16 protein-coding genes and 1 rRNA gene are annotated in these 18,962 nt (G+C 73.4%); 12 read left to right on the forward strand and 5 right to left on the reverse strand.

What is annotated here, in order from left to right:
* From rrf to ABT118_RS30890, 8 genes are all read left to right on the forward strand, one after another.
* Window positions 1-92: ribosomal RNA gene (gene rrf / locus ABT118_RS30855) — 5S ribosomal RNA — on the forward strand; the annotation flags it as partial.
* Window positions 93-309: 217 nt separating this feature from the next.
* Window positions 310-1,722, forward strand: a complete 1,413-nt coding sequence (locus ABT118_RS30860) for a sensor histidine kinase (RefSeq protein ID WP_350676650.1) — start codon at window positions 310-312, stop codon at window positions 1,720-1,722.
* Window positions 1,674-2,333, forward strand: coding sequence for a response regulator transcription factor (locus ABT118_RS30865; protein ID WP_350676655.1), 660 nt, complete (start codon window positions 1,674-1,676; stop codon window positions 2,331-2,333). The genes ABT118_RS30860 and ABT118_RS30865 overlap by 49 nt, the downstream gene beginning before the upstream one ends.
* 162 nt (window positions 2,334-2,495) lie before the next feature.
* The gene (locus tag ABT118_RS30870; protein ID WP_350676659.1) at window positions 2,496-3,977 is read left to right on the forward strand and encodes a DUF2637 domain-containing protein; all 1,482 of its coding nucleotides are present in this window, start codon (window positions 2,496-2,498) and stop codon (window positions 3,975-3,977) included.
* Between the two features lie 88 nt (window positions 3,978-4,065).
* Complete coding sequence (locus ABT118_RS30875) at window positions 4,066-5,355, forward strand: DUF6986 family protein (RefSeq protein WP_350676667.1); 1,290 nt, start codon at window positions 4,066-4,068, stop codon at window positions 5,353-5,355.
* Window positions 5,356-5,459: 104 nt separating this feature from the next.
* Complete coding sequence (locus ABT118_RS30880; protein ID WP_350676674.1) at window positions 5,460-6,122, forward strand: YigZ family protein; 663 nt, start codon at window positions 5,460-5,462, stop codon at window positions 6,120-6,122.
* 351 nt (window positions 6,123-6,473) lie between these two features.
* Window positions 6,474-8,063 (forward strand): hypothetical protein, encoded by a 1,590-nt coding sequence (locus tag ABT118_RS30885; protein WP_350676678.1) that lies wholly within the window; start codon window positions 6,474-6,476, stop codon window positions 8,061-8,063.
* Window positions 8,064-8,156: 93 nt separating this feature from the next.
* The gene (locus ABT118_RS30890; protein ID WP_350676682.1) at window positions 8,157-9,812 is read left to right on the forward strand and encodes a restriction endonuclease; all 1,656 of its coding nucleotides are present in this window, start codon (window positions 8,157-8,159) and stop codon (window positions 9,810-9,812) included.
* A 70-nt stretch (window positions 9,813-9,882) separates the two neighbouring features.
* Here the strand turns inward: ABT118_RS30890 and ABT118_RS30895 are convergent, their stop codons facing one another.
* A complete protein-coding gene (locus ABT118_RS30895) occupies window positions 9,883-10,302 on the reverse strand; it encodes a DUF6278 family protein (RefSeq protein ID WP_502884737.1) in 420 nt (139 codons plus the stop codon).
* 308 nt (window positions 10,303-10,610) lie between these two features.
* On the opposite strand from ABT118_RS30895, the gene ABT118_RS30900 reads away from it, so the two are divergent.
* Complete coding sequence (locus tag ABT118_RS30900) at window positions 10,611-11,378, forward strand: ZIP family metal transporter (protein WP_350676695.1); 768 nt, start codon at window positions 10,611-10,613, stop codon at window positions 11,376-11,378.
* A gap of 79 nt (window positions 11,379-11,457) precedes the next feature.
* On the opposite strand, the gene ABT118_RS30905 is transcribed toward ABT118_RS30900, so the two are convergent.
* Window positions 11,458-12,351: a LysR family transcriptional regulator gene (locus tag ABT118_RS30905; RefSeq protein WP_350676704.1), complete on the reverse strand. Its 894-nt coding sequence runs from the start codon at window positions 12,349-12,351 to the stop codon at window positions 11,458-11,460.
* A 79-nt stretch (window positions 12,352-12,430) separates the two neighbouring features.
* Between ABT118_RS30905 and ABT118_RS30910 the strand changes: the two genes are divergently transcribed.
* Entirely contained in the window at window positions 12,431-13,360 is a 930-nt protein-coding gene (locus ABT118_RS30910) for an EamA family transporter (RefSeq protein WP_350676925.1), read from the forward strand.
* Here ABT118_RS30910 and ABT118_RS30915 read toward each other — a convergent pair.
* Window positions 13,263-13,784: a MarR family winged helix-turn-helix transcriptional regulator gene (locus ABT118_RS30915; protein WP_350676707.1), complete on the reverse strand. Its 522-nt coding sequence runs from the start codon at window positions 13,782-13,784 to the stop codon at window positions 13,263-13,265. The genes ABT118_RS30910 and ABT118_RS30915 overlap by 98 nt on opposite strands.
* 158 nt (window positions 13,785-13,942) lie before the next feature.
* Here ABT118_RS30915 and ABT118_RS30920 point away from each other — a divergent pair, with 158 nt between their 5' ends.
* On the forward strand, window positions 13,943-14,284 hold the full coding sequence (locus ABT118_RS30920) for a DUF2218 domain-containing protein (protein WP_350676712.1): 342 nt from the start codon (window positions 13,943-13,945) through the stop codon (window positions 14,282-14,284).
* Here the strand turns inward: ABT118_RS30920 and ABT118_RS30925 are convergent.
* Together ABT118_RS30925 and gabT are read right to left on the reverse strand one after the other, a co-directional pair.
* On the reverse strand, window positions 14,271-14,888 hold the full coding sequence (locus ABT118_RS30925) for a phosphatase PAP2 family protein (RefSeq protein WP_350676719.1): 618 nt from the start codon (window positions 14,886-14,888) through the stop codon (window positions 14,271-14,273). The genes ABT118_RS30920 and ABT118_RS30925 overlap by 14 nt on opposite strands.
* Window positions 14,889-15,270: 382 nt before the next feature.
* Window positions 15,271-16,611 (reverse strand): 4-aminobutyrate--2-oxoglutarate transaminase, encoded by a 1,341-nt coding sequence (gene gabT / locus ABT118_RS30930; protein WP_350676723.1) that lies wholly within the window; start codon window positions 16,609-16,611, stop codon window positions 15,271-15,273.
* A 230-nt stretch (window positions 16,612-16,841) separates the two neighbouring features.
* Here gabT and ABT118_RS30935 point away from each other — a divergent pair, with 230 nt between their 5' ends.
* Window positions 16,842-18,890 carry a type IV secretory system conjugative DNA transfer family protein gene (locus ABT118_RS30935; protein ID WP_350676728.1) on the forward strand — a complete coding sequence of 683 codons (2,049 nt, stop codon included), beginning with the start codon at window positions 16,842-16,844 and terminating at the stop codon, window positions 18,888-18,890.
* Window positions 18,891-18,962: the final 72 nt, after the last annotated feature.

Raw genomic sequence — 18,962 nt, forward strand, 5'->3', positions numbered from 1 at the left:
CGCCCGGTTACATTCCGAACCCGGAAGCTAAGCCTCATAGCGCCGATGGTACTGCAGGGGGGACCCTGTGGGAGAGTAGGACGCCGCCGAACAATAATTCAGAGAAGGCCTCCCGGCTTATGCCGGGGGGCCTTTTCGCATTTCCGGACCAGAACGGGCCAGGACGGGCCGGCCGGAGCCGGCCGACCAGGGGTGGTGTTAGGTCCACCCCGAAGTAGGGAGAGATGACCAGTGCGAGAGCCGGGCCCTCCGGGCAACACTGATTACCGTCAGTCGAGCCAGCAGTCCCAGTCCCCACAGGAGCCCACGGTGACAACCGCCAGCCCCCCGAAGAGCATGACGCAGCGACCCGAGTCGATCAGGTCGCTGTTCAGGACGGGGTTCAGCTCCCTCGGTTGGGCGGGTGCTGTGCTGGTCAGTTCCGTGCCGGGTGTGCTGGTGCCGTTCTTCGGGGCGGTCTTCGTCGGTGCCGGGACGATCGCGTTGCTCGGGTCCAGCGATCTGGCGGCACTGATCACGGTGGGGGTGGGGGTGCTGACCGCGCTGGTCATGGCGGCGCCGGCGGTGCGGCTCAGTGCGGGGTGGACCCGGTCGCAGGTCGAGCGGTGGTGTCAGGTGCGGATGGCGGTGTCGTACACCGACCGGCCGCCCCTGGAGATGGACTCGCGCGGGTACTGGTGGACGGGCTACTCATACCACCGGAGTCGGAGCGTCGCCCGCCTCGCGCAGGTGCTGCACTGGTCGCTGCGGGACCAGACCACGCGAGCGGAGATGGTCTGGCTGCTGGTCAACCCGGTGGCGGTGCTGGTGCTGATCGGTCCCGTGGTGGGGCTGCTGATGGGTGGTGTGATCTTCGGGCTCTCCGCACCGGCCGACTCCCGGACGTACGGGGAGATCGGCCCTGGGGCCGGGTCGCTCTTCATCTCGTTCCTGCTCAGTGCGGCCATGGTGCTGGCGGCCGTTGCCCTGCTGCCGTACGCGCTCACCGTGCATGCCGACCTGGCACGCCGGATTCTGGACCCGCAGGGTCGGGCGTCGAACATCCAACTGACCCGTCGGGTCGCCGAGCTGACGGTGACCAGAGCGGACGCGGTCGGCGACCAGGCGGCCGAGTTGCGGCGGATCGAGCGGGATCTGCACGACGGGGCGCAGGCCAGGCTGGTGGCGATCGGCATGACGCTCGGCACCATCGAGCACCTGTTGGACAGCGATCCCGGGGCGGCGCGCCAACTGCTCGCGGACGCACGGCAGTCCTCGGCGAAGGCGCTGCAGGAGCTCCGGGACCTGGTCCGGGGCATTCACCCGCCGGTGCTGGCGGAGCGGGGCCTCGGTGATGCCGTCCGCGCCCTGGCACTGGACAGTGCGCAGGAGACGGAGGTGACGGTCAGTCTGCCCGCACGTCCGGAGGCCCCGGTGGAGGCGGCGGTCTACTTCTCGGTCTGTGAGCTGCTGGCCAATGCCGCGAAGCACTCGGGCGCCCGGCACGTCTGGGTGGACATCCTGTACCGCGCCGGGCGGCTCCGGGTGACCGTGACGGACGACGGGAGGGGCGGAGCGGCGCCGGAGCGGGGGAGTGGACTGCGCGGGATAGAGCGGAGGTTGGGTACCTTCGACGGTGTCCTCTCGCTCAGCAGTCCGCAGAGCGGCCCGACCACCATCACCATGGAGCTGCCGTGCGCGTTGTCCTCGCCGAGGACCTCTACCTCCTTCGAGAAGGGCTGATCCGACTTCTGGAGGCACACGGGTTCACCATCGCGGCGGCAGTGGAGACCGGGCCCGAGTTGTTGGCAGCACTGCTGGAGCATCGGCCGGACGTGGCGGTGGTGGACGTCCGGCTGCCGCCGACGCTGACGGACGAGGGACTCCAGGCGGCGTTGGCGGCCCGCCGGGAGATTCCCGGGTTGCCGGTGCTGGTGGTGTCGCAGCATGTGCAGCAGCTCTACGCACGGGAGTTGCTGGCGGACGGGACGGGCGGGGTCGGCTACCTGCTCAAGGACCGGGTGTTCAACGCGGACCAGTTCATCGACGCGGTCCGCCGGGTGGCGGCCGGCGGCACGGCGATGGACCCGGACGTGATTGCCAAGTTGCTGGCGAGCCAGTCGCGTTCGCAGCGCCTGCAGGCCCTGTCGCCGCGGGAGCGGGAGGTGCTCGGGCTGATGGCGGAGGGGTGCTCCAACTCGGCGATTGCGAGCAAACTGGTCGTCAGTGATGGTGCGGTGGCCAAACACATTGCCAATATCTTCACGAAGTTGGAGCTCGCCCCCGCAGAGGACGCCAACCGGCGGGTGCAGGCAGTGTTGGCACACCTCAACGGCACTCCGACGGAGCTTTAGTAGCCCAGGGGCGATGCGGCGGGTGGAACGCCCGTACGAGTAGTATCCGGTGGGCCGTGACGGTCGCTGGTGCGGTCATCCCGCTCCTGGGCAAGGGTCGATCCGGCAGCAACGGTCGCGTACGGCAGCCGCCGACTCCCAGCCCCAGGGGTGGATCTTCTCATGGCACGTCCAACTCTCACCCGCGCCCACCGGATCCTGCTCGGTGTGGTCGCCGCCGGGGCCTGCCTGATTTCGGGGATCGGCTTCGCCGGGTCCTACAACGCGGTGCGCGAGCTGGCGATGGAGAAGGGCTTCGGGTCCTTCTCGTACGCCTTCCCGATCGGTGTGGACGCGGGCATCGTGGTGCTGCTCTCGCTGGACCTGGTGCTGACCTGGCTGCGTATCCCGTTCCCGCTGCTGCGGCAGACGGCCTGGCTGCTGACGGCCGCCACCATCGCGTTCAACGCGGCGGCCTCCTGGGGCGATGCGCTCGGGATGGCGATGCACGCGGTCATTCCGGTGCTCTTCGTCGTGGTGGTCGAGGCCTCCCGGCACGCGGTCGGCCGGATCGCGGCGATCACCGCGGACCGGCACATGGAGTCGGTCCGGCTGATGCGTTGGCTGCTCTCACCGGTGCCGACCTTCCGGCTCTGGCGGCGGATGAAGCTCTGGGAGCTGCGCTCGTACGACGAGACCGTCCGGCTGGAGCAGAACCGGCTGGTGTACCGGGCGCAGCTGCGGTTCAGGTACGGGCGCGGCTGGCGGCGGTCCGCACCGTTCCAGGCGCTGCTGCCGTTGAAGCTCGCCAAGTACGGTGTGCCGCTGGACCCGAGCATCCTGGACCGGATCGACGGTCCGCTGGAGGGTGTCCCGCTGGCCCGGTTGGAGCCGGCACAGGCACCGGCACAGGTGCAGGTCGAGCCGGTGGTGCAGGCTCAGGTCCGCGCTGCCGTGCCGCCGGTGGAAGCGGTGGAGGAGAAGCCGCAGGTGGCGGTGGCGGCCGCGTTGGCCGGGCCGACGCTGGCCAAGCTGGCGGCCGTTCGGCTGCGTGACGCGCAGGATCCGGCTGCGGCGGTGGAGACCCCGGCGCCGACCCAGTCCGAGCTGAATGTGTGGACGGCGCGCGCGGTCCGCTCGCACGCCCAGCCGACCGAGCCGGTGCACACGGCCCGGGTGCCCGGCCAGCCTTCGCCGTGGTTCAAGGCGCCGCGTCCGACCCGCCCGGCGGAGGAACCCGCCGAGCAGCCGACGCCGCGTCAGTTCCGGGCGCAGACACAGACGCAGTCACAGGCACAGGCCGAGGAGCCGCAGCAGGTGCAGGCGCCCCGCCCGCGCCCGGTGCGGTTGGAGCAGATCGTGCCGCAGGCGGAGCCGTCCGTGGTGGAGCCGCTGACCTTCGACGACGTGGTGGAGGCCGAGGAGGCTGTTCCGACGGAGCGTCGTACGGCGGTCGAGCCGCTGGATCCGGAGCTGGCGTACGAGGCGTTGACCACGTACATGGACCGGTTCGAGCACCAGCCCGACCCGCAGCGTCTGGCGGAGTTCCTCACCCGGGAGTACGACGTCGTGGGCAGTCGTCCGGACGGTTCGGTGAGCCCCAAGGACGTCGAGCGTCTCTGGTCCCACCTGGAGGAACGTTACATCGCAGCCGGTCGGGACTGAGGTTCGCCGGAGGATCGGCCATTGACGGCCCGAGTGCGCCGCCACTACCTTCACATCAACAATCTGTTGAAGGCGTGGAGGATTCGGCATGTCGCAGGCCAAGCAGGACGGTAGCAAGTCCGGGGGCGGCGCCTCGTTCTCCGAGACCGCCCGGGCCGCCGTGGAGGCGCTGCTCGTTCCGGTCGACGCCGAGCTGACCCGGCGCTACCCCGGCGACGACGGCAGCCGCCAGCCGGTGCACACCGTCTACGTGCCGGCCGACGCCTTCGACGCCGACACCGTCCGCAGCTGGGGCGCCCAGGCGCTGGCCGCCTTCGACGCGCACGCCGCCACCCCGGCCCAGTTGGCCCAGGCACTCGGTGTCGCGGACGACGAGCTGCTGGCCGACGTGCACGCCCGGGTCCGCGCGAAGCTGGAGCGCGAGCCGGTCGAGGACCTGCGGATCGACTTCGAGGACGGCTACGGCCCGCGCCCCGACGCGGAGGAGGACGAGGCGGCGGTCCGCTCCGCCCGCCTGATCGCGGCCGCCGTGGCCGACGGCAGCGCCCCGCCGTACATCGGGATCCGGATCAAGTGCATGGAGGCGGCGGTCCGCGACCGCGGCATCCGCACGCTGGAGCTGTTCCTGTCCACGCTGCTGGCCGAGGGCGGGCTGCCCGAGGGCCTGGTGCTCACGCTGCCGAAGGTGACCTACGCCGAGCAGGTCACCGCGCTGGTCCGGCTGCTGGAGGACTTCGAGCAGCGGGCCGGGCTGCCTGCCGGGCGGATCGGCTTCGAGATCCAGATCGAGACCACCCAGGCGATCCTCGGCGCCGACGGCCGCGCCACCGTGGCCCGGATGATCGAGGCGGCCGAGGGCCGGGCCACCGGTCTGCACTACGGCACCTTCGACTACAGCGCGTCCTGCGGCGTCAGCGCCGCCTACCAGAGCATGGACCACCCGGTCGCCGACCACGCCAAGGCGGTCATGCAGGTGGCCGCCGCCGGTACGGGCGTCCGGCTCTCCGACGGTTCGACCAACGTCATCCCGACCGGCCCGACCGAGCAGGTGCACGCGGCCTGGAAGCTGCACCACGACCTGGTCCGGCGCTCGCTGGCCCGCGCGTACTACCAGGGCTGGGACATGCACCCGGCCCACCTGCCGACCCGCTACGTCGCGGTGTACGCCTTCTACCGCGAGGGCCTCAAGGCCGCCTCGGCGCGGCTGGCGGCGTACGTCGCCAAGGCCGGCGGCGACGTGATGGACGAGCCCGCCACCGCCCGTGCGCTCAGCGGCTACGTGCTGCGCGGCCTGGACTGCGGTGCCGTCGACCTCGCCGAGGTCACCGGGCTGACCGGCCTGGACCGCACGCAGCTCGACGCCCTCGCCGGACGCTGACCGGCGGCTCACCGACCGGCGGGACGGCCGGGAACGCTCGTTAAGCTGGTGGGGACCGACCGGTCCCCACCAGCTTCTTCGTGTGTCTGGAGAACCCCCGCCCCATGCCGGACCCGAGCCCGAACCCGAAGCCCTACCTGACCGTTCGGGGTTCCGGCGTGCACGAGCTGGAGATCAAGAAGTCCCGCTTCATCTGCCACCTGGCCCGGGTCACCGACGAGGAGCAGGCGCAGGCCTTCATCGCGGGGATCCGCAAGCAGTACTGGGACGCTCGGCACAACTGCACCGCGTTCGTGGTCGGCGGCGAGCAGCCGCGCGAGCGCTCCAGCGACGACGGCGAGCCGGGCGGTACGGCCGGGGTGCCGATGCTGGAGGTGCTGCGCCGGCGCGGGCTGACCGACACCGTGGCGGTGGTGACCCGGTACTTCGGCGGGATCAAGCTGGGTGCGGGCGGTCTGGTGCGGGCGTACGGGAGCGCGGTCTCCGAGGCGGTGGACGCGGTCGGCCTGCTGGAGCGGCGGCCGGTGGCACTGCTCACCGTGGCGGTCGACCACACCAGGGCCGGGCGGCTGGAGAACGATCTGCGGGCGGCCGGGTACGCGGTGCGGGAGCTTTCCTACCTGGCGGCGGGGGTGCGGATCGAAGTCGGCGTGCCCGAGCCGGAGCTGACGGGGTTTCACGCCTGGCTGGCCGAGGCCACCGGCGGATCGGCGGTCGCCGAGGCGTTCGGCCGGGACTACGCCGAGGTGCCGGTGGGCCCGGGCTGACGCCCTGCCGGAGACGGTCGGAGCTCCTGTCCAGCAGAGCTGAGCGAAAACCGAATGACACTCGAACGAATTAACCATGCCCGGAGTTGGAACTTCCACTCCGGGCATCGGCGTTTCCTGGAGCAAGGACCCGCACCGGTATCGGGCGGCGCGGAGCCGACCGACCACCCCGTAGATGGAGGACGTCAGACCCCAACCACCGCACCACGGGAGGTACCTCGCATGACTCCGCAGCACAGCTCGTCGCAGCGCACCGTACCGGATCGAACCCCGCCCCAGCGCCCAGCCCCTGCCGCCGCCGGCCAACCGGCCGGTGCCGCAGACCGGTTCGGCCAGCCGCTGCCCTATCGGATGACGGTCTCCACGCCGCGGCCCCGGGCCGAGGTGGCTGCCCTGGCGGATCAGCTGCTGGCCGCCTGGCTCAAGCGGGAGGGCCACGACGAGCCCCCGCCGGACACCCTGACCCTCCCCGCCGAGCGCCTTCGCCTCGGCGAACGGGTCCTGCTGGACCGCGACTTCGGTGACCTGCCCGCCGTCCCGGACGCCGGCGCCGGATATCTCCGCCGCAGACTGCGTACCCCCGCTCCGCACGGCACCGACCAGCTGACTCTGACCCTCGCCTCCGCCTCGCCGGACGGCCCCACCGAGGTCCGGCTGGAGGCCGAGTACCTGGCGGCCGGTCCGGCCGTCCGGGCCGGCGGGCGGGTGCCCGTCCCCGAGTTGGCCCGCACCCTGCTCCCGCTGCTCGACGCGACCGACGGTCCGGCCCAGATCGGCGCGGCGCCCCGGCTGGTGCGCCCCGCCGAGGTCGAGGCGCTGATCGACGAACTCTGCGATCCGGAGCGCCGGTTGCCCGTGCTGGTGGCCAGTCTGCCGCCGGCCACCGCGCCCGGCAGCTGGCTGACCGACACCCTGCTGCCACTCACCCGGCAGCTGACCGGCCTGGCTGCGCTGCACCTGCTGGACCAGGAGGCGCTGCCGCTGTTCAACGTCGCGCTGGAGTACCACAAGGTCTACGGCGGGGCCGTACGCACCTACCTGCCCGAGGTCGACCCGGCCAGCCGGGCCGACGGGGGCCGGCACCCGGTGCTGCCCCGGCACCGGATCGAGGAGGACGTCCGCCGGGCCGCAGCGCTGCTCGCCCGCGAGCCCCGCAGGCTGGCCACCGATCTGCCGCTGCCCGCGCTGCTGGCCGCCGTCCCGGTCTACCGCGCCCCGGCGGAGATCCGGAGCCCCGAGGGCCCGGCCACCGAGCGCCGGCCCGAGCAGGACACGGACGCCGCCGAGCGGCAGGCCAGGGCGGACGAGTTGCAGCGGGTCCGGCACTCGCTGCACCGGTCCCGGCGCCGTGAGCGCTTCCTGCTGCTGGCCGGCGACGAGCAGCGCACCGGCCTGCGCCGTCCGCCCGGGTCGGCCCTGCCCGGGCGGCTCTGCACCGTCCGCCCCTGGGACGGGAGCCCGGGCAGCTTCGGTGAACTGGTCGGCCGGTTCGCCGAGTTCCCCCTGCTGGAGTTCACCGGCGACCAGAAGGAGGCCCTCGCCCTGGACGGCCAGTGCGACGGCACCGGCTGGGCCCGGCTGACCTGGGAGGGATTGACGGCACTTCAGGAGTACGCGGCGGCCGCGGTGCTCGGTGAGGCGGGTGGTGACTTCAAGCAGTGGTGCGAGCACACCCCGGCCGGCTGCCACCGGTTCCCGCCGCGCAAGGCGGTGCGGGGCGAATCCCGGACGGTGGAGAGCCACACCAAGTGGAAGCGCGAGCGGATGCTCCCGGTGCCGGAGTGCGTGGACTCCTCCCGGCGCGCGTTCATGGGTGCGCACCTGCGGATCGGCGGCGGGCGGACGGCACCGCGGCTGCACTACCTGGACGACTGCTCCGGCAGCGGCCGGATCTACGTCGGGTACATCGGCCTGCACCTGACCAACACCAGGACCAACTGACGGCGGGGTCCCGGTTCTTGGCCACCGGCGCGGGCCTGACGGTGGAGAATGCTCGGAGCAGCATCCGGACGAGCATGGGGGAAATGACCACCGATGCAGAACGCACCCGAGGGTCAGTCGGACGGTCCTGCCACCACCCTCCAACCCGGCTTCCTGGCCTCGCTCTTCCGTGACCTCGGTGGTGAGGAGGCACTCGCCTCCCCGGGTGGCGGCGGCGCGACCGCCGCCGCCACCCGCACCGCCGGCGAGGAGGAGGTCGCCGCCCACGGCCGGGCGGCGGCCCTGACCCACCAGCGGACACAGGCGGTGCTGGCCGAGCACGAGCAGCTCGCCGACCTGCTGCGCCGGGCCGCGCTGCCGGTCTCCGCGATGGACTTCGAGAGCCAGCTGCTCAGTTACGAGCCCCGCCCCTACCCGGCGGCGGGTGCCGGTGCCGATCCCACCGCCGGGGCGGCCGAGGACGGTCCCGAGCCGCGCTGGTCGGACTACGCCCCCGCCGAGCCCGAGGGCACCGGCCGACTGCTGCTCGACTCCGGGTACCAGCGCGGGCTGGCCCAGGCCCGACTGAGCCACCAGCGCGCCCTGCGCGAGTGGCGGACCAAGCGCGCCGCCGCCTCGGCCGACAGCGGTGTGGCGGCGGAGCGCCGTGCCCACGAGGAGGCGGAGCAGGCCCGGGCCCGGGCCGTCCGGGAGTACAACGACAGCCTGGAGGAGTGCCGCCGGGCGTACCGGCTGGCCGAGCCCGCCTCGGTCGAGTCGCTGCTGGAGCGCGCGCTGGCCGCCGCCGAGGGCGCGACCCAGGACCTGCCCGCTCCCTGCCGCGCCGTCTTCCGCCCACTGACCCGCACCGCCGTGCTCGACCTCGACCTGCCCGCGCTGGACGTGGTGCCCTCGCTGGCCGGGTACCGGCTGGGCGCCGACGGCGAGGTGGAGCCGGTGCCCCGGCCCGTCGCCGACCGGGCCTCCGACTACCTGCGGCTGGCGGCCCGGCTCGCCCTGCGCGCCTTGCAGGCGGCGGACGCGGTGGACACCGACCAGATACTGACCGGCGTGGTGCTCAACGGCTGGCTCCGCAGCGGTGACACCACGTCAGCGTCCCCGCTCTGCCTGCTCAGCGTGGACGCCGACCGGGACGCGCTGGCCCGCACCCGGCTGTTGCCGCCCGAGCCCGGCCCCGGGGGAGCGGCCGAGCACGGTGAGGGCATCGGTGAGGGCATCTACACCGACGCCGAGCAGGACGAGGCCCTGCTGCGGCTGCGCGAGCTGGGAGCAGTGGTGACGCCGGCCCCGTACGGTCTGGTGCCGGTCGAGCCGAGCGCGGAGGCCGGGCGCACCGTGCCGTCCGCGAGCGACCTGTCGGCGAACGAGTTCGCGTACCTGGTGCGGGAGCTGCTGACCAGGGGCGGGCTGACGGAGTGGAGCGTCCGGCTGCGCGGGCCGTCCGGGCTGGTGGCGACCGGAGCGGGGGAGCCGGGCAGTGCGCTGCCCGGGCGGTGGGTGGTCTGGGCCTCCCGGCCGGGCGGCCCGAGCGAGGCGGGAACGCAGGTGGAGGAGGCGGAGCTGCGGACGCTCGCCGAGGCGGTCCGGGAGGAGGGCGCGGACCGGGGGCTGCGACTGACCACGGGCCGGTTCTCCGAGCGGGCACTCGACCTGGCCGGCGAGCTGGAGCAGATCCACCTGGTCGACGGCGACGGTGTTCGCGAGCTGACGGTCACCCATCTCGGCCTCCGGCTCGGCGCGGGTCGCTGAGCCAGGGATCGCTGAGTCAGTAGTCACGGAGCCAGGAGTCACGGAGCAGCGCGCACCGACCCGGGGGAGGTCAGCCGTCGGTGGCCGTGAGGTAGGCCGTCGCCAGCGGCGGTGACCCCTGGTCGGCCCAGGAGTGGCCGAGCGCGGTGACGTCGAGGTCCCGGCCGCCGGGCAGCACGATCAGCGGGCGGTCGTGCCGGTCGAGCCGCCACCCGGTGCCGGGGACGGTGCGGCGCAGCACGGTGCCCAGGTAGAGACCGGCGTCGTTGCCGAGCCATTCGGAGACCTGCGGGTCGTCGCGCCAGCGGGGTAGCAGCTGGTCCAGCGCGGCCAGCGAACGTTCGGTGTCGTCCAGGCGCACCCCGGTGGACTCGGCCAGCTCGCGCAGCAGTCCGCACTCGGCGAGCAGTTCGGCCAGCGCCGGTTCCGGCGTGCCGTGGGCGCGGGAGCTCCGCCGGCTGCTCACTGGGTGAAGGAATCGGTGGCCCATCGCCCCAGCCTGCCAGCTGCCGGGGGCCGCTGCCCGTCGGCGACGAGGCGGCAACCAGTCGGGGCCGGCTCGGTCCGGCCCAGCCTGAACCCGACTGCCCCGGTCTGACCCGCCGTCACCCTGACGGCCCGTCCGGCGGGCAGCCGGGCCGGTCGGCCAGCAGGCTTGCCGTCAGGGCCGTGGCGCGATCTGCGGCCCGGGCCGGGCGTCTGCGCCCGTGGGCAGCGGACCGCGCGGCCGCCCGGCCCCACGCGCCGGGCGCGCAGAACGCGCCGGATGCGCCGGACGCGAGGTGCGGGAGGCCTTCGATGACCGCGGTGCTCGTCTCCGCCGGTGCCTTTCTGATGACGCTGCTCGGCGGCTTCGTCGCCCAGCGGACCGGCGACCGTCGGCACCTGGTGCTCGGTTTCGCAGCCGGTCTGATGCTCGGCGTGGTCGCGTTCGACCTGCTGCCCGAGGCGATCAACGCCGCGCCCCAGGAGCTGCACGGGGTGCCGCAGGCGCTGCTGATGTTCGCGGCCGGGTTCCTGACGATCCACATCGTCGAGCGCTCGGTGGCGATCCACCGGAGCCACGAGGGCGAGTACGCCGCCCACTCGCACGCCCACGCCCACGGCCACCGGGACGGACCGGGCGACAAGCAGGGTGTCGGCCTGACCGCCGCCGGCGCGCTGGTGGGACACAGCCTGATGGACGGGTTCGCGATCGGCGCCGCCTTCCAGGCGGGCAGTACGGTCGGCACGGTGGTGGCCATCGCGGTGGTCGCGCACGACTTCGCGGACGGCTTCAACACGTACACCATCACCCGGATGTACGGGAACGACCGCCGTCGCGCGCTGGCCCTGCTCGGCGCGGACGCGCTGGCGCCGGTGACGGGTGCAGGGATCACGCTGCTGTTCAGCATCCCGGAGCACCTGCTCGGGCTGTACCTCGGCTTCTTCGCCGGGTTCCTGCTCTACCTGGCGACGTCCGACATCCTGCCGGAGGCGCACAGCCCGCACCCGTCCCGGTCGACCCTGCTCTGCACCCTGCTCGGGGTCGGGTTCATGTGGTTGGTGCTCGGGTTCGCCGACTGACGACGGCGACACCCGACAACGGCGACACCCGCCGGAGCGGCCCAGCCGAAGCGACCCGGCCGAAGAGGTCCGCCCCCGCTCAGCTCCACTGCCGCCGCAGGGCGTCCAGCGCGGCCGCGACGGCGGGCCGCCGGCTGGTCCTGGTCCGCCAGAGCACGAACACCCGCCGCGCGGGCTCCGGCACCACCGGTCGGGCGACCACGCCCGGGGGCAGCGCGGCCCGGCCGAGCCGGGGCACCAGGCCGACCCCGAGCCCGGCGTCGATCAGGGCGATCTGGGTCTCGAACTCGCCCACCTGGTAGATCACGTCCGGTTCCTCGCCGGCCTCCCGCAGCGTGCGGACCAGCCAGTCGTGGCAGATGTTGCCGGGCGGCACGCTGATCCAGCGCTGTCCGAGCAGCCGCCCGACCGGCACCACGGTCAGCTCGGCCAGCGGGTGCCCGGCCGGTACCAGCAGGTCGACCGGGTCGATGCCGAGGTCGAGGCGGGACAGCCCGTCCTGGATCGGCAGCGGGACGGTCGGCCAGTCCTGGACCAGCGCCAGGTCGACCTCGCCCCGGGCCACCAGCTCGGTGGCCAGGTACGGGTCGACCTCCAGCAGCCGGACGTCCAGTTCCGGGCAGCGCTCGCGCAGTTCGGCGAGCGCCCCGGGCACGATGCCGCGCGCGCCGGTGGCGAAGGCGGCCAGCACCAGCCGGCCGACGGCCTGGCCGCGCTGCTCCTCCAGCGTCACCTCGGCCTGTTCGACCAGGGCGAGCACCTGCCGTGCGGTGGCGGCCAGTTCGAGCGCGGCGTCGGTCAGCACCACGCCCCGGCCCTGACGCTCCAGCAGGACGGTGCGGGTCTCCCGCTCCAGTTTGGCGATCTGCTGGGAGACCGCCGAGGGCGTGAAGCCGAGCGAGGCCGCCGCCCCGCCCACCGAACCGTGTACCGCGACCGCGTGCAGTGCGCGGAGCCTGCCCAGATCCATCATGCAGCAATGCTAAAGCGTCCGGTGAAGAATTCATCGCTGGTGCTACACGGTTGCCCCGGGTCATGCTCGACCCATGCAGATGACCCCTCGTCACATCGCCCTCGCCGTGCTGGTCGCCGCCGTCTGGGGGGTCAACTTCGTGGTGATCCACGTCGGCCTGGAGCACTTCCCGCCGTTCCTGTTCGGCGCGCTGCGGTTCGCCGTGGTGGCGGTCCCGGCGGTGTTCTTCGTCGGCCGCCCGAAGGTCGGCTGGCGCTGGGTGGTCGCGGTCGGGGTGACCCTGGGGGTGGTGAAGTTCGGGCTGCTGTTCTTCGGGATGCACGCCGGGATGCCGGCCGGCCTGTCCTCGCTGGTGCTGCAGAGCCAGGCCGTCTTCACGGCGGTGTTCGCCGCCGTGATGCTGCGCGAGCGGCCGCCCGCGCAGCGGATCGCCGGGCTGGCGATCGCCTTCGGCGGGATCGTCCTGGCCGCCGTGGACCGGGGGCTGGACGGCCCGGTCGGCGCGTTCGCGATCGTGGTGCTGGCGGCCGTGTTCTGGGGGCTGTCCAATGTGCTGACCCGCAAGGCGGCACCGCCGGACGCGCTGCGCTGGATGGTCTGGATGAGCGCCGTCCCGGTGCTGCCGCTGCTGGGGCTGTCGCTGCTGTTCGAGGGTCCGGCCGAGATCGGGCGGGCCTTCAGCGGGCTCACCCTCGGCGGGATCGGCGCGGTGCTGTACGTCGGCCTGGGCTCCACGCTGTTCGGCTTCATGGCCTGGACCCACCTGCTCGGCCGCTACGACGCGTCGGCGGTGGCGCCCTACTCGCTGCTGGTGCCGGTGTTCGGGATGTCCTCGTCCTGGCTGCTGCTCGGCGAGCGCTTCGGTCCGCTGGCAGCGGTGGCGACGGTGCTGGTGGTGGTGGGGATCGGCCTCACCGCGCTGAACCCGGACCGCCTGCCCGGTTCTGCTCGAAGGCGAGCTCGGCGGTCCGCAGTGCCTGCAGCAGTGCGGCCTGGTCCGGCTGGCTGACCGGCCCGAAGTACTCCTGCGCGACCTCCTGGCGGACCAGGGCGAAGCGTTCCAGTGCGCCGTTCCCGGCCTCCGTGAGCACCACCCTGACGGCCCGTCGGTCCGCCGGGTCGGGCACCCGCTCGACCAGTCCGGCCTCCTCCAGCGCGTCGACCACGGTGGTGGCCGAGCGCGGGGCGATGTGCAGGCGCTCGGCCAGCTCGCTCAGCCGCATGGTCTCCCGGCCCTCGCAGCCGGGGGCGTGCGCCAGCGTCCGCAGGGCGCGGGCCTGGCCCGGGGTGATGCCGTACGGCTCCAGTCGCGCCATGGTCTGCCGGCGGATCCGCTTCATCGCCCGGGTCAGCGCGTCGGCGAGCTCCGCAGCGGTGTCGGCGGGCGGCGCGGAGGACGCGGACGGCGCAGACGGTGCGGACGGCGTGGACATGGGCGGACTCCCGGTCAGTAGGTGGCCCCAGCGTATCGGGAGCGGTTCCGGAGCCGGGAGGGATGCCATCCCGAAAATACCTTGAGCTTGACTCACCATGAGATAGGCTCACATAAATTCGTGAAGTCGAGCAGGACCCGAGCAGACAGAGGCAAGAGATGTCCCGTTCCCAGGCGCGCGTCGCCACCGACCGTCCGGCCCGCTACGGCAAGCAGCTGGCCGCCCACATGAGCCGGAAGATCAAGGCCGACTGGTCCGAGGAGTCCGGCCGGGGCGAGCTGGTCTTCGGCGCCGGCACCGCCACCCTGACCGCCGAGGAGGGTGCGCTGCTGCTCGTGGTCGAGGGCGAGCAGGAGAACCTGCCCCAGCTGGAGGACGTGGTCGGCCGGCACCTGGTCCGCTTCGGCGCCCGGGACGAGCTGGTGGTGGAGTGGCGGCGCGAAAACGGCGAGGCCGGTCTCGTGCACCGCAACCAGGAGGACCCCGCTACCGGCGAGTGAGCCGGGCCCGGTGGCCGGTGAGCCGGGCCGTCAGCAGCCACAGGCCCTGGAGCACCAGCCCGGCCAGGCACCAGCTGGCCAGTACGTCCAGCAGCCAGTGGTAGTCGCTCCACACCAGCCCGGCCCCGACCCCCAGGCAGCCCAGCGCCGTCAGCCCGTACAGCCACTGCCGGGCGGTCCGGTCCAGGGTCCGGCCGAGCAGCAGCGCCGCCGTCCCGTACGCGATCGCCGAGGTGGCGGTGTGCCCGGAGGGGTACCAGCCGAGCTGCTCGGGGGAGAGCGGGACGCCGAACGGGCCCGGCCGGGCGAACCAGGTCTTGGCAGGCACGATCAGCAGCGGCACCAGCACTCCGGCCAGCACCGCCACCGGCAGCGGGTACCACCAGCGCCGCAGCCCGGCCCGGAGTTCCAGCCAGCCCGCCAGTGCGGCCGACAGCAGCAGGGCCGGCATCGCCGGGACGGGGCCGCCGAGATCGGAGAACCCGGCGCCGAGGTGGTTGAGCAGGATGCTGCCCAGAGCCGTGCGGACGGACCGGACCGCGTTCCGGGTGGCGACGTCGAACTCCAGCAGCGGGCCGTCGACGGCGACCTGCCAGGAGATCACGGCCAGGACGGCCAGCAGGGCCAGTGGCAGCCACGGCTGCAGCAGTGTCCGGGCATGCGAGAGCCGCCCCGGAGCGGGGGGGAGAGCTCCAGGGCGGCTGGGGTGATCGCCGTTCCGTGCGCCCCGGGGGGTGTGGGCCGGACGGTCGGTCGATCGGTCCTCGGCTGCCGCCGCTCCCAAGGGAACGGCGGAGGCTGTCGGAGTGGAGTGTGGCTCGCTGTCCATCTGTCATGACAGTACGTCAGAGCGGCACCCCGTAGGACGGGTCGGAGCGTTTCGCACAGCACCTTCACCAGTGCACGTGCAGGCAGCGGCGGCGTTCGCCGGGCGCAAGCGGAGGGGCCCGGTCCGCGCGGACCGGGCCCCTCCGTCCGGAGCCGGATCAGACCGCGGCGAACGCGCCCTCGATGATGTCCAGGCCCTCGACGAGCAGGTGCTCCGGCATCACCAGCGGCGGCAGGAAGCGCAGCACGTTGCCGTAGGTGCCGGCGGTCAGCACCACCAGGCCCTCGGCGTGGCAGGCCTTGGCGACCGCGGCGGTGAACTCCGGGTTCGGGTCCTTGGTGCCCGGCTTGACCAGCTCGACCGCGATCATCGCGCCGCGGCCGCGGATCTCGCCGATCACGTCGAACTTCTCGGCCATGGCGGTCAGGCGGGCCTTCATGACCTCCTCGATCCGCTTGGCCTTGCCGTTCAGGTCCTCGGACTTCATGGTCTCGATCGCGCCCAGCGCGGCGGCGCAGGCCACCGGGTTGCCGCCGTAGGTGCCGCCCAGGCCACCGCCGTGTGCGGCGTCCATGATCTCGGCGCGGCCGGTCACCGCGGCCAGCGGCAGACCGCCGGCGATGCCCTTGGCGGTGGTGATCAGGTCCGGGACGATGCCCTCGTCGTCACAGGCGAACCACTGGCCGGTGCGGCAGAAGCCGGTCTGGATCTCGTCCGCGACGAAGACGATGCCGTTCGCCTTCGCGTACTCGACGATGGCCGGCAGGAAGCCCTTGGCCGGCTCGATGAAGCCGCCCTCGCCCTGGATCGGCTCGATGATGATCGCCGCGACGTTGTCGGCGCCGATCTGCTTGTTGATGATGTCGATCGCCTGCGCGGCGGCCTCGGCGGCGCAGTTCTCGGCACCGGTCAGCCAGCGGTAGGGGTACGCGACCGGGACGCGGTAGATCTCCGGCGCGAACGGGCCGAAGCCCTGCTTGTACGGCATGTTCTTCGCCGTCAGGCCCATGGTGAGGTTGGTGCGGCCGTGGTAGCCGTGGTCGAAGACCACGACGGCGGTGCGCTTGGTGTACACGCGGGCGATCTTCACCGCGTTCTCCACCGCCTCGGCGCCCGAGTTGAACAGCGCGGTGCGCTTCTCGTGGTCGCCCGGGGTCAGCTCGTTGAGCTGCTCGGCCACGGCCACGTAGCCCTCGTACGGGGTCACCATGAAGCAGGTGTGGGTGAACGCCTCCAGCTGCGCGGTGGCCTTGGCGACCACGGCGGCGGCGCTGTTGCCGACGTTGGTCACGGCGATGCCGGAGCCGAAGTCGATCAGCGAGTTGCCGTCCACGTCCTCCAGCACGCCGCCGCCGGCGCGCGCGACGTACACCGGGAGGGTGGTGCCGACACCGGCTGCCACCGCGCCGAGCTTGCGGGCCTGCAGCTCCTGCGACTTCGGGCCGGGGATCGCGGTGACCAGGCGGCGCTCCTGCGGGAGCGGCGTTGCAGCGCTCATGGTGTGTTCTCCAAATCTCAAGGCGCGGTCCTCGCAGGCTACGGCGGCCAAACTCGCACAGGCATGCGCCACTCGGTAGCAGTCAGCCGTCCGACTTGTCCTGCGCGGCCAGCCGCCCGAGTTCGGCTACCGGCCGCCTCCGCTCCACTACATTGAGCCCGGACGGGTCGCCCGGCGGCGGCCCGGGTAGTCATTGGCGGGGCGGGCACATGAGCGGGGAGCGGGCCGCGATGGGACTGGACGGTACGTACGGGCAGCGCGCGGTCGAACTGGGGAAGGCGGCGGCGGGCGTCCCGCCGCAGCGGGTGATGCCCTTCGACCTCACCGCCTGGGCCGGGGAGCCGCGCCCCGAACTCGATCCGGGCGTCTACCGGCTGAACCACCGTCAGAGCTCGATCGCCGACCGCGAGGCGGCCGCCGTCCCGGCCGCGCCGCTGCTGCTGCGGGCCGCGCTCAACCTGGTGGTGGCCTGGTTCGCCTACCTGTACGGCGTGCGGCTGACCTTCTGGCTGGCCCGGCTGGCCGGGCTGCTCGACGGCCTCACCCCGACCACCGCGGTGATCGCACTGCTGGTGGTGAACATCGCGGTGGTGGTCGGCGTGATCAAGCTGTTCGGCCGGATGGGCCGCTGGCCCGAGGTCTGGCGCCGCTGGATCGCCCCGCTGCTGGCCCGCACCGTCACCCAGGAGGAGCCCGCCGAGGGCGTCGCCGAGCCGACCGGGCCGACCGACCCCTGGGAGCGGCTGCGGCACGGCGGCGCACCGCTGGCCGCCCAACTGCTGGACCGGCAGCCGGTCACCGACGTCGACTACGTCCGGATCCAGCGCGCCTGGGAGACCGTGCTCGGCGACCCGGCGCTGCTCGCCGCCTTCACCGAACAGGTCACCGTCCGGGGCGCCGCCGCCTGCGCCCACCCGTCCGAGGCCCGCGACCTGCCGGGCCGCAGCCACCGGCACGACCTGCTGACCCGTCAGGTCAGACTCGGCACCGCCCAGGACGTGCTGAAGAACCCGCCCGGCCACCGGGCCACCGGCTTCGCCCTCGACCCCGCCCTGCTCGGCACCTCGCTGCTCGCGGTCGGCCCGGCCGGCACCGGCAAGACCGCGGGGCTGGCCCGCCCGCTCGCCGAGGCGCTCTGCCTCCAGGCCCTTGCGGGCACCGCCTGCGCCGTGGTGATCGGCGCGGCCGAGGCCGACCTCGGCCCGGACGACTGGTACGACGTGGTGATCGCCCCCGGCGACCCGGCCTCGCCGTACGGCCTCGACCTGTACGGCGCCGCCGCCGAGGTGGACGAGGCGGCCGCCCGGCTGGCCGACGCCCTGCTCCCGGACGAGCTCTCGCTGCGCGCGGAGAGTGCCCGGGCCGCGCTCCAGCAGACCGTCGGCCCGTTCCACGCCGCGTACGGCCGCTACCCCGGGGTGCGGGAGCTGCGCGAGCTGCTCGGCGGCGAGCCCGGCAGCTGGGCGGCGCTGCGTCAGGCGCTGGACGGGGCAGGTGAGCTGACGGTGCACCAGTCCGACCTGCAGCACCGCGAGCGCCAGCACGGCCGGGCCGACGACCCGGGCGCGCTGCTCGCCGACCGGCTGGCCCTGCTCGACCGCCCGGCCTTCGCCGGCTGCTTCCCCGGCGACGCCCCCGGCAAGCCCGCCTTCGCGATGCGGGCGCTGGACCACCCGCTCCGGGTCCGGGTCAAGCTGCCGGAGCTGAGCCACCCGGAGGCGGCCCGGATGCTCTCCCGGCTGGTCACCGGGCAGTTCGTGCAGGCCGCCGTCGCGCGCCGGGAGCGTGCGCTGTTCGCCGGTCTGGTGGTGGACGACGCCTCGGCGGCGCTCGACGCGCACGCGGTGCGCGGGCTGCAGCGGATGCGCGGGGCGAACGCCGGTGCGGTCCTGCTGCTGCGCACCCTGGTCGACCTGCCGGAGAACCTGCGCACCGCACTGTTCGGCGCGGTCGGCTGCCGGATGGCCTTCCCCGGCATCGCCCCCTGGGACGGCCGGCTGTTCTCCGAGGCCTGGGGCACCCACCTGATCCGGGAGACCGCCGTCACCCACGCACCGGACACCTCCGGCGGCCCGCTGCGCCGGGCCGGGCGGCTGGCCCGCAAGGCGCTCTCCGGCACCACCCCGCAGACCGAGAGCGTCACCGTCCGGGACGTCGAGCGGCACCGCTGGTCCCCGTCCGACCTGGCGCACGCGCTGCCGACCGGACACGCGGTGATCTCGCTGACCACGGTGACGGGCGAGCAGGTCCCGCCGGTGCTGGTGGATCTGCGCGGCTGACCGGCGGGCGGAGCCGGCGGAGTCGGCTGACTACGGAGCGGATGATTCGGTCTGCCGGGTTGGCCGGAGCGT

The sequence above is a fragment of the Kitasatospora sp. NPDC002040 genome, assembly GCF_040296785.1.
In the GTDB taxonomy this organism is placed as follows: domain Bacteria; phylum Actinomycetota; class Actinomycetes; order Streptomycetales; family Streptomycetaceae; genus Kitasatospora.